The organism is Pseudonocardia sp. HH130629-09, assembly GCF_001294645.1.
Classification (GTDB): Bacteria; Actinomycetota; Actinomycetes; order Mycobacteriales; family Pseudonocardiaceae; genus Pseudonocardia.
In genome coordinates, this window is the sequence record NZ_CP011868.1 from 1079529 (window position 1) to 1094101 (window position 14573).

Genomic DNA, 14573 nt, shown 5'->3' on the forward strand with positions numbered 1-14573 from the left:
CAGGACAAGCTGGCCGATGCCCTGCGCGCCTCAATGAAGGAGGGCGAGCGTCTGCGCCGGGAGAACCGGCGCCTCGCCGGGGCCGCCTCCGAACCGATCGCGGTGATCGGCATGGGCTGCCGCTACCCGGGCGGGGTGAACTCCCCGGAGGACCTCGCCGACCTCGTCGAGTCCGGGCGGGACGCGGTCACCGGGTTCCCCACCGACCGCGGCTGGGACCTGTCGGCACTGCAGGACGGCGGCGTCGACGAGCGCGGCACCAGCGTCAGCCAACAGGGCGGCTTCCTGGACGGCGTCGCCGACTTCGACCCGGGCTTCTTCGGCATCTCGCCCCGCGAGGCCCGCACGATGGACCCGCAGCAGCGGCTGCTGCTGGAGGTGTCGTGGGAGGCGATCGAACGGGCCGGGATCGACCCGACGTCGCTGCGCGGCACCCCGACCGGCGTCTACACCGGCACGAACGGCCAGGACTACGCCTACCTGGTGGTCCGCTCCCTGGCCGACGCGGACGGCGACGTCGGCACCGGTATCGCCGCCAGCGCCACCTCCGGACGGCTGTCCTACACCTTCGGGCTGGAGGGCCCGGCCGTCACCGTGGACACGGCGTGCTCGTCGTCGCTGGTGGCGCTGCACCTGGCCGCGCACGCGCTGCGGGCGGGGGAGTGCTCGCTGGCGCTGGCCGGCGGCGTGAACGTGATGTCCACGCCCGGCTCGCTGCTGGAGTTCAGCCGTCAGGGCGGCCTCGCCGCGGACGGGCGCTGCAAGGCGTTCTCCGACGACGCCGACGGCACCGGCTGGGCCGAGGGCGTCGGAGTGCTGGTGCTGGAGCGGTTGTCCGAGGCCCGCCGGCGCGGGCACCCGGTGCTGGCGGTGGTCCGCGGCAGCGCCGTCAACTCCGACGGAGCGTCGAACGGGTTCACCGCCCCCAGCGGCCGTGCCCAGCAGCGGGTGATCCGCGCGGCACTGGCCGCCGCCGGGCTGAGGGCGGCCGACGTCGATGTGGTGGAGGCGCACGGCACCGGGACGCCGCTCGGCGACCCGATCGAGGCCCGCGCGTTGCTGGCCACCTACGGCGACCGGGACCCCGCGCAGCCGCTGCGGCTGGGCTCGGTGAAGTCCAACATCGGCCACACCCAGGCCGCCGCGGGCGTCGCCGGCGTGATCAAGATGGTGCAGGCGATGCGGCGGGGGACCGTGCCGGCGACCCTGCACGCGGACACGCCCTCCTCCCACGTGGACTGGAACTCCGGCGCCGTCCGCCTGCTCACCGACGCCGAACCGTGGCCCGAGACCGGACGGGCGCGCCGCGCGGCGGTCTCCTCGTTCGGTGTGAGCGGCACGAACAGCCACGTCGTCCTGGAACAGGCACCGGCCCTCGACCCGGCCGGCGACCCGGCGGTCGACCCGGCCGACGGCCCGGCGCGCACCGTGCCGTGGCTGCTGTCCGCACCGACCGCGTCGGGGCTGCGGGCCCAGGCCGGGCGCCTGCACCGCGCCCTGGACGGCGCAGCGGCCGCGGCGTCGGACGTCGGGTACTCGCTCGCCACCTCACGCACCCGGTTCCCGCACCGGCTCGCCGTCGTCGGCGACGACACGTCCGCGCTGGCCGGGGCCCTGTCCGGCTGGCTCGACGGCGCACCGGCCGCGGCGCAGGGCACCGCCCGCCGCGACGCCCAGCTCGGCGTCCTGTTCGCCGGTCAGGGCTCGCAGCGGCTCGGGATGGGGCGTGAGCTGCACGCGCGGTTCCCGGTGTTCGCGCGAGCCTTCGACGAGGTGTGTGCGCACCTGGATCCCGCGGTGGGGGAGGTGATGTGGGGTGACGATGCCGGTGCGTTGAACGACACCGGTGTGGCGCAGCTGGCGTTGTTCGCGCTGGAGGTGGCGTTGTTCCGGCTGGTCGAGTCGTGGGGTGTGGTCCCGGATCACCTGGTCGGGCACTCGATCGGGGAGATCGCGGCCGCGCACGTGGCGGGGGTGTTCTCGCTGGCCGATGCGGCGACCCTGGTGTCGGCGCGTGCCCGGTTGATGGGTGCGCTGCCGGCCGGTGGCGTGATGGTGGCGGTCGCGGCCACCGAGGAGGAGGTCACGCCGCTGCTGACGGGGGGAGTATCGATCGCTGCGGTGAACGGGCCGTCGTCGGTGGTGGTCTCGGGTGCGGAGTCCGAGGTGGACGCGCTGGTGGGCCGGTTCGCGGACCGGCGGACCAAGCGGTTGGCGACCTCGCATGCGTTCCACTCGCCGTTGATGGCGCCGATGATGGAGGAGTTCCGGGCGGTGGTGGCGGGCCTGGAGTTCGCCGCGCCGCAGATCCCGATCATCTCCACCGTTGCCGGGCGCACCGGCGACGACGTCACCGATCCCGCCTACTGGGTGGAGCACGTCCGCGCCACGGTGCGCTTCGCCGACGCCCTCACCACCCTCACCGAGGAGGGCGTGCACACCCTGCTCGAGATCGGCCCGGACACCACGCTCTCCGCGCTGGCCGCCGGGGCGGGAGCCGACATCGCCGTCCCGGCACTGCACCCCGACCAGGGCGAGGAGACCTCGGTCGTCACCGCGCTCGCCCGCCTGGACACCGCAGGCGCCACCGTCGACTGGGCACGGTTCTTCACTGGCGCCACCCCCGTCGACCTGCCCACCTACGCGTTCGAGCACGAGCGGTTCTGGGCCCGTGGCGGCAGCGCGGCGACCGACGCGGCCGGTCTCGGGCTGACCCCGGCCGGACACCCGCTGCTCGGGGCCACCGTGCCGGTCGCCGGCACCGGCGACGTCGTGCTCACCGCGGCCCTGTCCACCGCGACCCACCCGTGGCTGGCCGACCACGTCGTCGGCGGGGCCGTGGCCTTGCCCGGCACCGGCTTCCTGGAGCTCGCGATCCGGGCCGCCGACGAGGTCGGCTGCGAGCGCGTCGAGGAGCTCACCCTGGCCGCGCCCCTCGTCCTGCACGGCGCGGCCGCGACCCACCTGCAGCTGCGCGTCGGCGCCCCCGCCGACGACGGGCGTCGCGACATCGGGATCCACTCCCGGGCCGGGGGCACCGACGAGTGGGTGCGGCACGCCACCGGAACGCTCGCCGGCGGCGCGCCCGCGGGCGGCGCCGCGCACCCGGACCTGTCCGGGACCTGGCCGCCCGAGGGCGCCACCGCGGTCGACATCGACCACCTCTACGCCACGGACACCGGCGTGCAGTACGGCCCGGTGTTCCGTGGGCTGCGCGCGGCCTGGCGCCGCGGCGAGGACGTGTTCGCCGACGTCGCGCTCCCGGACGAGGTCGACGACGCCGGCGCGTTCGGGCTGCACCCCGCGCTGTTCGACGCCGCGCTGCACGCCATCCGCTCCGCCCACGACGACGAGGACACCGCGCTGCTGCCGTCCTCCTGGTCCGGGGTGACACTGGCGGCCTCCGGCGCGTCCGCGCTGCGTGTGCGGATCGGGCGCCGCGACGGCGACGAGGTCACCCTGGACGCCGCCGACCCCGACGGCGGTCCGGTGATCTCGGTGGAGTCACTGGCCCTGCGCCACGCCGACCCCGCGACGGCGACGGCGCGCCGAAACGACCTGTCCGGGCTGTTCCGCCTCGACTGGGTCACCGGCGCGGCCGTCCCCGGCCGCGCCCCGACGCGGGTGACGGTGCTCGGCCCGGACCCGCTCGACCTGGTCCCGGCACTGACCGGCGCGGGCCACCACGTCGCACACCGCGACGACTCGGCCGACGCCGGGCCGGCCGACGCCGCGGAGACCGCGGACACGGGTCCGGTCCTCGTGCCCCTCGCCGGGGGCCCCGCCGGATCGGGCGACACCCGCGCGCTGGTCGCCGCCGCGCTCCGGCGGTTGCAGGACCTCGTCTCCGGGGACGGCGCCGGACGGGTCGTCCTGGTCACCCGGGGCGCGGTCGCGACCGACCCCGGCGACGACGTCACCGACCCCGCCGCCGCGGCCGTCTGGGGGCTCGCGCGCTCGGCACAGGCCGAACACCCGGACCGGGTGCTGCTCGTCGACCTGGACTCCGCTCCGGAGTCCGCCGCGCGCCTGCCCGAGATCGTCGCCGCACTGGACCCGGAGGAGCCGCAGGTCGCCGTCCGCGCCGGCGTGCCCCGACCGGCCCGGATCGCGCCGCTCACCACGAGCACCGCACTGGTACCGCCGGCCGGCACCCCGTGGCGGCTCGACGCCACCGGCGGCGGCAACGCCGACGGCCTCGCACTGGTGCCCTGCTCGGAGGTGACCGAGCCGCTGACCGGACGCGACGTCCGCGTCCGGGTGCACGCGGCCGGCCTCGGCCCCCGGGACGTCCGCACCGCGCTGGGGGCGCACCGTGGCGACGCGCGGCGGCTCGGGTCCGAGGCGGCCGGTGTCGTCACCGACGTCGGACTGCTGGTCACCGACCTGCGCCCGGGTGACCGGGTCGCCGGGATGCTGTCCGGCGGGTTCGGCCCGGTCGGCGTCGTCGACGAGCGGCTCCTCGCCCGGATCCCGGACCGGTGGTCGTTCGAGGAGGCGGCCGCGGTGCCCTCGGCGTTCCTCACCGCCTACTACGCACTCGTCGACCTGGCCGGGGTGCAGGCGGGCCAGAAGGTGCTGGTGCACAACGGTGCCGGTGCGGTCGGGATGGCCGCCATCGAGCTGGCCCACCACCTCGGGGCCGAGGTGTACGCCACCGCGGGCCCCGGCACGCAGGACATCCTGCGCGGGCTCGGTGTCGCCGACGACCACATTGCCTCCCCGCGTGACACCACGTTCGCCGAGAGCCTCGCCGGTGCCGGGATCGACGTCGTCCTCCACGCGCCGACCGACGGGTTCGCCGACGCCTCCCGCGGACTGCCGGTGCCGGGCGGGCAGGTCCTGGACCTCGGCCCGACCGACGACCCCGTCGGGCAGCCCGGCACCACCGACGCCGCGTCCGCCCTCGACACCGTCGACCCGGACCGGATCCACACGATGCTCGAGACCGTGCTCGGACTGCTCGCCGACGGCACACTCGACCCGCTGCCCCGCGTCGCGTGGGACGTGCGCCGGGCGCCGGAGGCGTTCCGGTTCGTCACCCGCGCCGGGCACGCCGGCGCGGTGGTGCTGCGCGTCCCGCGCGAGCAGGACCCCCAGGGCACCGTGCTGATCACCGGTGGTCTGGGCGGGCTCGGCGCCGAGCTCGCCCGCCACCTGTCCGTGCGGGGTGCGTCCCGCCTGCTGCTGGCCGGCCGCCGCGGCCCGGACACCCCCGGCGCACTCGAGCTGGCGGCCGAGCTCGCCGCCCACGGCACCGACGCCCGGGTGGTGGCCTGCGACCTCGCCGAACCCGGTGCCGCAGCGGACCTCGTCGCGGGCGTCGACCCCGACCACCCGCTGACCGCCGTCGTGCACGCCGCGGGCGTCCTCGACGACGGCGTCCTGGAGGCGATGACCCCGAAGCGCCTGGACACCGTCCTGGCCCCGAAGGTCGACGCCGCCTGGGAGCTGCACCGGGCCACCGAGCACCTCGACCTGGCGGCGTTCGTCCTCTACTCCTCCACCGCCGGGGTGATCGGCAGCCCCGGGCAGTCCAACTACGCGGCGGCGAACGCCGGCCTGGACGCGCTCGCCGCGCACCGGCGCGCCACCGGCCTGCCCGCGGTGTCGCTGGCCTGGGGTCCCTGGGAACAGGGTGCCGGCATGACGGCGACGCTCGGCGAGCGTCAGACCCGCCGGTTGGGCGCGGCCGGGATGCCACCGCTGCCGGTCGAGCGGGGACTCGCCCTGTTCGACGCCGCGCTCGGCTCCGACGAGGCGTTGATCCTGCCGCTCGGCACACCGCCCTCGGGCGGTGGCGCGCCGTCCGGGCCGGTGCCCCCGGTCCTGCGCAACCTGGTCCGGGGCGGGCGGCGCAGCGCCGCCGCCGGGTCGGCGGCCTCGGCCCCCGACCTCGCCGCGCGACTGGCCGACCTCCCCGAGACCGACCGCCGCGCCGCGCTGACCGACCTGGTCCGGACCGCGGCGGCCGCCGTGCTCGGGCACGCCTCGCCGGACGCCGTCGACGCCGACCGGGAGTTCCGCCTGCTCGGGGTCGACTCGCTGACCGCCGTCGAGCTGCGCAACCGGGTCGGCGCGGCCACCGGGCTGCGCCTGCCGACGACCCTGGTGTTCGACCAACCGACGCCGGTCGCGGTCGCCGAGCACCTGGCGGAGTTGCTGCCGACCGGCCCCGGGTCGCCCGACGGCGGGGGATCGGTGCTCGACCGGCTCGCGAACTTCGAGGCGGCCATGGGCGCCGCCGCCCCGGACGCCGACGAGCGCGCCGACGTCACCGCGCGCCTGCGCCGGATGCTGGCCCGCTGGGAGACCGCGCCCGCCGACGGTGTGGGTGACCGGCTGAGCGGGGCCAGCACCACGGACCTGTTCTCCTTCATCGACAACGAGCTCGGCCGCTCGGCGGGCGCCTGAGAGCGTGTCGTGAAACCTCGTGAGTCAGGTCCCGAGGTCTTCTGACATCCGGCGGGCGGCTTCCTTCTCGATCTCGCTGCGGGGTTCGGGGAGCTGCTCGCCGGCCGACCGCGCCGACATCAACCGCTGACCAGCACACTTACCGCCCACTGCCTGTTGGTCGACGACGAGTCATGAGCCGGGTGACTCCGGTGGGACCACCAACGCCGCCGCGCCGGACGATCACCGGTTTCACAACACGTTCTGAGCCGCGCTCCGGCCCGCCCCCGCCACCCGGCGGCGCCGCGGCCCGGCCGCCCGGCCATGATCGCCACGTCTGAGCCGATCGGTGCCGGAAACGGCACCGATCCCTGCACTGGTGGTGATCATGGGGTGCCTCGGCCCCCCTGAGCCGCCGGCTCGGACCGGGGGACACGGAACGGGCCGCGTCCTGGTGGACGCGGCCCGTTCCCGTCGGAGTGTCGTCGGTCAGGGCTTGCGCCAGTACACGCCCATCCGGTCGATGTCGATGATCTCCGCGTCGATCCCGTGCTGCGCGCGGTAGTCGGTGACGGCGTCGGCACAGCCCGGTACGCAGTAGTCGTCGATGATGACGAACCCGCCGGAGGACAGCCGCGGGTAGAGGTTCACCAGGGCGTCCATCGTCGAGTCGTACCAGTCGCCGTCGAGGCGCAGCAGCGACAGCCGCTCGATCGGCGCGGTCGGCAGGGTGTCGGAGAACCACCCCGGCAGGAACCGGACCTGGTCGTCGAGCAGCCCGTAACGGTCGAAGTTCTCCTGCACCTGCGCCAGGTCGACGGCCAACATCCGTTCGTTGACCGTCGCGACGTCGTGACCCATCGCCGCGACCGGGTCGGGGTCGCGATCCCCGGCGGGGGGCAGGCCGGCGAACGAGTCGGCCACCCACACGGTGCGGTCGGTACAACCGTGGGCGACGAGGAAGGCCCGCATGAAGATGCACACCCCGCCGCGCCAGACGCCGGTCTCGATGACGTCGCCGGGGACGTCGTCGGCGAGGATCCGCTCGAGGCACTCGTGGACGTTGTCCAGCCGCCGCCGCCCGACCATCGTGTGGGCCACCGTCGGCCAGTCCCGACCCCCGTCGCGGGCGTCGGCGTCGAACTCGAGCAGCCGCTCACCGAGACCTTCGACCGGAATGGGCATCTCGGTGGAGTCGGGATCGTCGATCTGCCGGATGTGGGCGTAGGCCCCGTCCGGATAGATGACGTTGGTCAGAACCTTCTTCATCAGATCCAGATAGCGGTCGGTGCCGGTGACCCGTCCGTCGGCCACGTCGACCACGTCGACCTGTGGGGAGATCGTCATTTCCTGCTCCTTCGCAGCAGTTCGGTGGGATGGCGCACAGTCACCGAAACTGTAGGACGACCGGATCTGGTGAATTCCCTGAACAACGCGGTCCGGGCCGGGTCAGGTGCCGGCCGGCTCGCGGTAGGCAGTGAGCAGGCCCAGCTCGACGGCCTCGGACAGCGTCGGCGCGGCCGCGTCCTTGTCCGAGCGGATCGGGTCCTCGGTGAGATTCCAGGGAATCGCCAGATCGGGGTCGAGCGCCTGAATGTCGATCATTGTTCCGGGCACGTACTCGGTGTCGCACAGATAGTTCATGCACGTGTCGTCGGTGAGTGCCAGGAATGCGTGCCCCAGGCCGTCCCCGAGGTAGACCCCGACACCGGAACCGGCCTCCTGCAGGGTGGTGTCCACGGCCCCGAACGTCGGCGAGCCCACCCGCAGGTCCACCACCACGTCCAGCGCGGCGCCCCGGACGCAGGTCACCAGCTTCGCCTGGCCGGGCGGCAGGGTGGTGCCGTGGATGCCGCGCAACGTGTTGCGGTGGGACACGGAGAAGTTGGTCTGCGCGACCCGGAACGGCCTGCCGAGCGCGGCCTCGACGTCCGAGATCCGCCACGCCTCGTAGAACAGGCCCCGCCGGTCGGGGATCTGGGTCGGGGTGATCCGGAACGCGCCCGGCACCGCCGTCTCGGTGATCTCCATCGTGCCGCTCCGCTCCGCTCGCTCGTCGTGTGACGGGCCCAACGCTAGGGCGGGGATCCGCACGGCCGGGGGCTTCCGGGGCAGGTCAGGGGATTGCCCTAGACATCGTCGCGCCGGCGGCACGGGTCGGCTGCTTCCGGGGTTCTTCCCAGTCCGGCGTTGGTAGACCTCGTCCGATCTCTCCCGACCCCGAGGAGCACGCAGTGAAAGGCATCGTCCTGGCCGGCGGATCCGGCAGCCGGCTCCACCCACTGACGCTGGCCGTGTCCAAGCAGCTGATGCCGGTCTACAACAAGCCGATGATCTACTACCCCCTGTCGGTGCTGATGCTGGCCGGCATCCGGGACATCCTGATCATCACCACCCCACGTGACGTCCCGGCCTTCCAGGCCCTGCTCGGCGACGGCTCGCACCTCGGACTCTCGCTGACCTACGGCGAGCAGCCGGAGCCGAACGGCCTGGCCGAGGCGTTCCTGATCGGTGCCGACCACATCGGCGACGACCCGGTCGCGCTGATCCTGGGCGACAACATCTTCCACGGCCCGGGCTTCGCACCGCTGCTGCAGCGCACGGTCGACGAGGTGAAGGGCGCCGTGCTGTTCGGGTACCCGGTCGCCGACCCGCACCGGTACGGGATCGGCGAGATCGACGCCGACGGCGTGCTGGTCTCGATCGAGGAGAAGCCGGCGTCGCCGCGCTCGAACCAGGCGGTCACCGGGCTCTACCTCTACGACAACGACGTCGTCGAGATCGCCGGTTCGGTCCGGCCGTCGGCGCGGGGGGAGCTGGAGATCACCGACGTCAACCGGGTCTACCTCGAGCGGGGACGGGCCCGGATGATCAACCTGGGGCGGGGGTTCGCCTGGCTGGACACCGGCACCTACCCGTCGCTGCTCGACGCCGGTCAGTTCGTGCGCACGCTGGAGGAACGGCAGGGCACCCACATCGCCTGCCTGGAGGAGATCGCCCTGCGGATGGGGTTCATCGACGTCGAACAGTGTCGCGTCCTCGGCGAGCGGCTGGAGCGGTCCGGCTACGGGCGGTACGTCCTGGAGACCGTCGAGGCGGTGCGGTCGTGAGGCGGGTCCTGGTCAGCGGCGGCGCCGGGTTCATCGGCTCGAACTTCGTCCGCATGGCGCTGACCGGTGCGTTGCCCGGCCTCGAGCCGGACGAGCTGGTGGTGCTGGACAAGCTGACCTACGCCGGGAACCGGGCGAACCTGGCACCGGTGTCCGACGACGACCGGCTCCGGCTGGTCATCGGCGACGTCTGCGACCCGGAGCTGGTCGCGCGCGAGACGGCGGGCACCGACCTGGTCGTGCACTTCGCCGCCGAGTCGCATGTGGACCGCTCCATCGCGGGCTCCGCGGACTTCGTCACCACCAACGTGGTCGGGACCCAGGTCCTGCTGCAGGCGGCGGTGGCCGCGCGGGTCGAGCGTGTCGTGCACGTGTCCACCGACGAGGTGTACGGGTCGGTGGGCGAAGGTGCCGCCGCCGAGGACCACCCGCTGCTGCCGAACTCGCCGTACGCGGCGTCGAAGGCGTCGTCGGACCTGCTCGCGCGTGCGTTCCACCGCACGCACGGCCTGTCCGTGTCCACGACGCGCTGCTCGAACAACTACGGGCCCTACCAGTTCCCGGAGAAGGTCATCCCGCTGTTCGTCACGAACCTGATCGAGGGCCGGACCGTGCCGCTCTACGGCGACGGGCTCCACGTCCGCGACTGGCTGCACGTCGACGACCACTGCCGCGGGATCGCGCTGGTCGCGAACGGGGGCCGGGACGGCGAGGTGTACAACATCGGCGGCGGCACCGAGCTGAGCAACCGCGACCTGACCGACCGGCTGCTGGCGGCCACCGGCAGGGACTCCTCCGCCGTCCGGCGGGTGACCGACCGCCTGGGCCACGACCGTCGCTACTGCGTCGACATCACCCGCATCTCCGACGAGCTCGGCTACCGGCCCCAGGTCGGTTTCGACGACGGCCTCGCCGCCACCGTCGACTGGTACCGCACCCGCCGCGACTGGTGGGAACCGCTGCGGACGAGTGTGTCCGGAGCGGCCTGAGCCCCGCCCTCCGGCCCCGCCCGCTGCACACCGACCGACCACTCCCGACCGACGAAGGATCTCCCGTGCGTGTGCTCTTCGCCATCTCCTCGTGGACCGGCCACTACTTCCCGATGGTCCCGCTGGCCTGGGCGATGCGGGCCGCCGGACACGACGTCCGCGTGCTCTGCCGTCCCTCCGACCAGGCCGACGTGACCGCGGCGGGACTGATCCCGGTGCCCGCGCTGGACGGCCTCGACCTGCTGCGTGGCGCCCGGCTGCTCAACGTGATGAGCCTACTGCAGGGGACGTGGCCCTACCCGCAGCCGCCGCCCCACCCCGACACCGGGGAGGCGATGGATCCGGCCGGGTTCGACATCGCGGCGTGGCACGCGGAGAACATGCCCGCCATGGTGGCGTCGTCGCGGGCCGGTACCGACGCCGCCGTCGCGTTCGGCCGGTCCTGGGCCCCGGACCTGGTCGTGCACGACCAGCTGAGCCTGGAGGGTCCGCTGGTCTCCGCGGTGACGGGCGCGCCGTCGGTGCTGCACCTGTGGGGGCCTGCCGGCACCGCCGACGCGTTCGCCCCGGTGGGTGGCGAGCAGGCGGGTCTGCCGCAGGACCTCTCCGACGCCTTCACCCGGTACGGCGCCGGGACGCTCAGCCACGACCTCGCCGACCACGTACTCGACCCCTGCCCGCCCCCGCTGCGGACCGCCGTGGCCGGGCGCGACGCCGGCATCCGTTACGTCCCCTACAACGGCCCCGGGGCTGCCCCGCTCGACCTGCCCGAGCCGGACGGGCGACGGCCGCGGGTCTGCGTGATCTGGGGCCGGTCGGTGACCAGGACGTTCGGACCGGTCGTGAACCGGCTGCCCCAAGCCGTCCGGGCCGCCGCCGACCTCGGTGCCGAGGTGCTGCTGCTGGCCCGGCCGGAGGACGCCCGCGACGCCGGCCCGCTCCCCGACGGCGTGCGTCCGTTCCACGAGGTCCCGCTGAGCCTGGTGCTGCCGGGCTGCGACGCGGTGGTGCACTACGCCGGTGCCGGTTCCGTGATGACCGCGCTGACCGCGGGGGTGCCGCAGCTGTCGGTGCCCTGCGGGTTCGACCAGCCGATGGTCGCCGAGCGACTGAGCGCGACCGGGGCCGGCCTGCACGTGCACAACCTCGACGCGGATGCCGCGACGCTGGGCGGCGCCCTGGAGAAGCTGATCGGGCAGCCGTCCTACGCCGACGCGGCCCGCGACCTCGCCCAGCGGTGCGCCGCCATGCCCAGCCCGGCCGAGGTCGTCGCGGACCTGGAGGCGCTGGCCGCCCGTTAGCGCGGCCCGGACGGCACCGTACGGCAAGAACGAGACAGCAGGAACGGCACGGCAGGAACGGCACGGGGGCGGGCGACCACGGTCACCCGCCCCCGTGCCGTCAGCCGACGGTGGAGCGCGTCGGATCCGGGAGTCGGACCGCGACCCGGCGGATCTCCTGCAGCAGACGGGCGGTCTCCCGGGCCGCGGCGGTCCAGGCCTGCTCGTCACGGTGGTCCGGCCCCGCGGTCGCGGCGTGGGCGAACGACCGCAGCGACTCCCGGAACTGGTCACACGGTTCGACCACGACCGTGTCGGTGGTGTGCTGCTCCTCGATCCGCAGCAGCGACCGGTGGTCCGGGGGCGGGGTGAAGAAGCGGTCGATCTCCAGCGACGCGGTGGAGGTCCAGAGCCGGTACCGGTTGCGGTAGCGGTGCCGGAACCCGAAGTCGAAATCGGCGACGACCCCGTCGGCGGAGTGCAGCAGGACGTGGCCGGACACGTCGACGCCGAACCGGTCGTCGACCTGGCTCGTCGCCGCGACGACCGTGAGCGGGCCCTCGAGCAGTTGCTGGGCCGCCCGTACCGGGTACACACCGACGTCGAGCAGTGCCCCGCCGCCCAGCTCGGGGGAGTGCCGGATGTCGTCGGCGGGCAGCTCCGGGATGCCGAACGTCGCGGCGAAGGTCCGCAACGACCCGAGCTGGCCGGCCCGCAGCAAGTCCGCCACCACGGTGTGCTGGGGATGGTGCAGGAACGCGAAGTTCTCGCGCAGCACCAGGTCGCGTGCTTCGGCGAGCTCGGCCAGCTCCTCGGTGTCGGGGAGGTTGTCGGTCAGCGGCTTCTCGCAGAGCACGTGTTTGCCCGCCCGCAGCGCCGCGGCTGTCCACCGGTGGTGCAGCGCGGCGGGGGTCGAGACGTACACGGCGTCCACGTCCGGGGCGTCGATCAACTCCTGGTAGCCGGTGGGCCGTCCGCCGTGCCGCTCGGCGAACTCGGCCGCGCGCTGCCGGGTCCGGCTGGCCACGGCGACCAGCTCGATCTCGCCGAGCGAGGTCGCCGCGGGCAGCGCCTTGCGGTCGGCGATCTCCGAGCAGCCCAACGCACCGAGCCTCAGCGGCCGCGTCACGCGAGGCCCCGCAGGCAGGCGATCAGGCTGCGCGCCTGGACGTTGACGTAGTTGTTGTGCAGGAGCAGGCCGTTGAGCTGGGCGACGGTGAGCCAGCGGTGGTCGGGGGTCGTGCGGTCGTCGAGCACGGGATCCACCTCGATGATCTGGTAGCGGTTGCGGGCATGGTGGAAGCGCCCACCCTCCTCGGACAGCTCCGCGTCGAACAGGACGCGCTCGCCGGGTCCCGCCTCCTCCACGACGTCGAGGAACGCGGGTGCGGCGAGCCCCAGACCCCGGTAGGTCTCGGGGGCGAACTGGACGGTCGGGGCCAGCTCGACCGCCTCCAGGTACCCGGGCTCGACCCGGGCGTGCATCAGCGCGTGCAGGACTCCGCCGAAGCGGGCCACCAGCAGCGCGACCCGCCCGACGCCGTGCGGTTCCAGCAGGGGCTGGGTCCAGCTGCCCACCTCACGGCTGGTCGCGGTGACGGCGACGGCGATGACGCTGAAGAAGCTCTCCGGATCGTGCCGGATGCGGTCGGGGGTGCGCCGCCAGTGCGCCACGTCGTGCAGCGGGATCAGCTCGGTGCGGATCTCGTGCCCGGACTGCCGGTCGGTGATCCAGCTCAGCACCTCGGCGTCGGTGTGCAGCCCGCCGCTGGACGCGACGCAGGACCGGGCCAGCGCGTCGGCGAGCCCACCGGACCCGGTGCCGGCCATCCCCTCGAACCCGGTGGGCATCCCGGCCAGGACGGTGCGGGTGTCCATGTTGACGATGTTGTCCACGGCGCACAGCTCGTGCACCTGGCCGAGCGGGATCCAGCGGAAGTCCTCGTGTGCCTCGAACGGCTCCTCGACCTCGACGACCATGTTCCGGTTGCGCTTGCGGTAGAACCAGGAGCCCTGTTCGGACTGCAGCACGTCGGAGAGCACGCGCCCGGCTCCCGGGTTGCGGAAGTACTCGAGGTAGGGCACCGCGTTGCCGGCGTGGACGCCGGTGTAGTTGCTCCGCGTCGCCTGCACCGTCGGGCTGAGCTGGACACCGTTGACATTGCCGGGCTCGGTCTTGGCCTGCAGCAGGCAGTGCAGCACGCCGTCGATCTCGGCCATCAGGATGCCGAGGATCCCGATCTCGGGCTGGTTGATGATCGGCTGGGACCAGGACCGGACCGGGCCGTGGTCGGTGTGCACCTGCAGGCCCTCGACGCTGAAGAAGCGCCCCGTGTCGTGTCGCAGGTTGCCGGTGGCCGGGTCGAACGCCCAGCTCCGGAGCTCGTCGAAGGGGATCCGTCGGACGTCGTGCCGGTGCGCGGCGTTGCGCTCGGCGATCCACTCCCGTGCCCGCGCGGCACCGGCGGCGTCCCACAGCGCCGAACGGGCCAACCTCCGGGGCAGCGTCCGGTCGGCGGTCCGGAGTGCGGGAGGTGCCGGGCTCACGGTGTCCCTCCGGCCGGGACCGCGCGGTGGCCCTGCTCGCTCGGGTTCGGTTCCATTCCGCTCACACCTCTCACAGTCGGGCACGTGCACGTGCCCGGAGGCGGGCAGCACGCGGGACGCGATATCGGGTCAGTTGTCGCACGCGGCGCACCGGTGAATCACCAGTCGTTGCCCCCGCCCGCACCGGCGGTCCCCTCGGCTTCTGGGGAATTGACCAGTGGACCCGCACCTAATGTCCGTCGCGCCCCGACCGA

At 73.9% G+C, this 14573-nt stretch carries 7 protein-coding genes and 2 pseudogenes; 4 read left to right on the forward strand and 5 right to left on the reverse strand.

The window, feature by feature from the left end; genetic code table 11:
- Positions 1–9: 9 nt before the first annotated feature.
- A pseudogene (locus tag XF36_RS05005) lies at positions 10–6414 on the forward strand (type I polyketide synthase); the annotation flags it as partial.
- A gap of 24 nt (positions 6415–6438) precedes the next feature.
- Here the strand turns inward: XF36_RS05005 and XF36_RS32900 are convergent.
- The 3 genes and pseudogenes from XF36_RS32900 to XF36_RS05015 form a co-directional block, all read right to left on the reverse strand.
- Positions 6439–6555, reverse strand: a pseudogene (locus XF36_RS32900) (IS5/IS1182 family transposase); the annotation flags it as partial.
- Positions 6556–6882: 327 nt separating this feature from the next.
- A complete protein-coding gene (locus XF36_RS05010) occupies positions 6883–7740 on the reverse strand; it encodes a TylF/MycF family methyltransferase (RefSeq protein ID WP_082375170.1) in 858 nt (285 codons plus the stop codon).
- Between the two features lie 102 nt (positions 7741–7842).
- Positions 7843–8424 (reverse strand): dTDP-4-dehydrorhamnose 3,5-epimerase family protein, encoded by a 582-nt coding sequence (locus tag XF36_RS05015; protein WP_060711078.1) that lies wholly within the window; start codon positions 8422–8424, stop codon positions 7843–7845.
- A gap of 203 nt (positions 8425–8627) precedes the next feature.
- On the opposite strand from XF36_RS05015, the gene rfbA reads away from it, so the two are divergent.
- The 3 genes from rfbA (at position 8628) to XF36_RS05030 (ending at position 11793) form a co-directional block, all read left to right on the forward strand.
- Positions 8628–9503 (forward strand): glucose-1-phosphate thymidylyltransferase RfbA, encoded by an 876-nt coding sequence (gene rfbA, locus XF36_RS05020; protein ID WP_060711079.1) that lies wholly within the window; start codon positions 8628–8630, stop codon positions 9501–9503.
- Positions 9504–9556: 53 nt separating this feature from the next.
- Positions 9557–10492, forward strand: coding sequence for a dTDP-glucose 4,6-dehydratase (gene rfbB / locus XF36_RS05025; RefSeq protein ID WP_060714432.1), 936 nt, complete (start codon positions 9557–9559; stop codon positions 10490–10492).
- A gap of 65 nt (positions 10493–10557) precedes the next feature.
- Positions 10558–11793 (forward strand): nucleotide disphospho-sugar-binding domain-containing protein, encoded by a 1236-nt coding sequence (locus XF36_RS05030; RefSeq protein ID WP_060711080.1) that lies wholly within the window; start codon positions 10558–10560, stop codon positions 11791–11793.
- A gap of 100 nt (positions 11794–11893) precedes the next feature.
- Here XF36_RS05030 and XF36_RS05035 read toward each other — a convergent pair whose 3' ends face one another.
- Both XF36_RS05035 and XF36_RS05040 read right to left on the reverse strand, forming a co-directional pair.
- Positions 11894–12901 carry a Gfo/Idh/MocA family protein gene (locus XF36_RS05035; protein ID WP_060711081.1) on the reverse strand — a complete coding sequence of 336 codons (1008 nt, stop codon included), beginning with the start codon at positions 12899–12901 and terminating at the stop codon, positions 11894–11896.
- Positions 12898–14319: an NDP-hexose 2,3-dehydratase family protein gene (locus XF36_RS05040; RefSeq protein WP_060711082.1), complete on the reverse strand. Its 1422-nt coding sequence runs from the start codon at positions 14317–14319 to the stop codon at positions 12898–12900. Before XF36_RS05040 ends, XF36_RS05035 begins: the two co-directional genes overlap by 4 nt.
- Between the last annotated feature and the right edge of the window lie 254 nt (positions 14320–14573).

Bases quoted from the DNA above. Each gene is read 5' to 3' on its own strand.
- XF36_RS05010 (WP_082375170.1), bottom strand. From the start codon at position 7,740: ATGACGATCTCCCCACAGGTCGACGTGGTCGACGTGGCCGACGGACGG.
- XF36_RS05015 (WP_060711078.1), bottom strand. From the start codon at position 8,424: ATGGAGATCACCGAGACGGCGGTGCCGGGCGCGTTCCGGATCACCCCG.
- rfbB (WP_060714432.1), top strand. From the start codon at position 9,557: ATGGCGCTGACCGGTGCGTTGCCCGGCCTCGAGCCGGACGAGCTGGTG.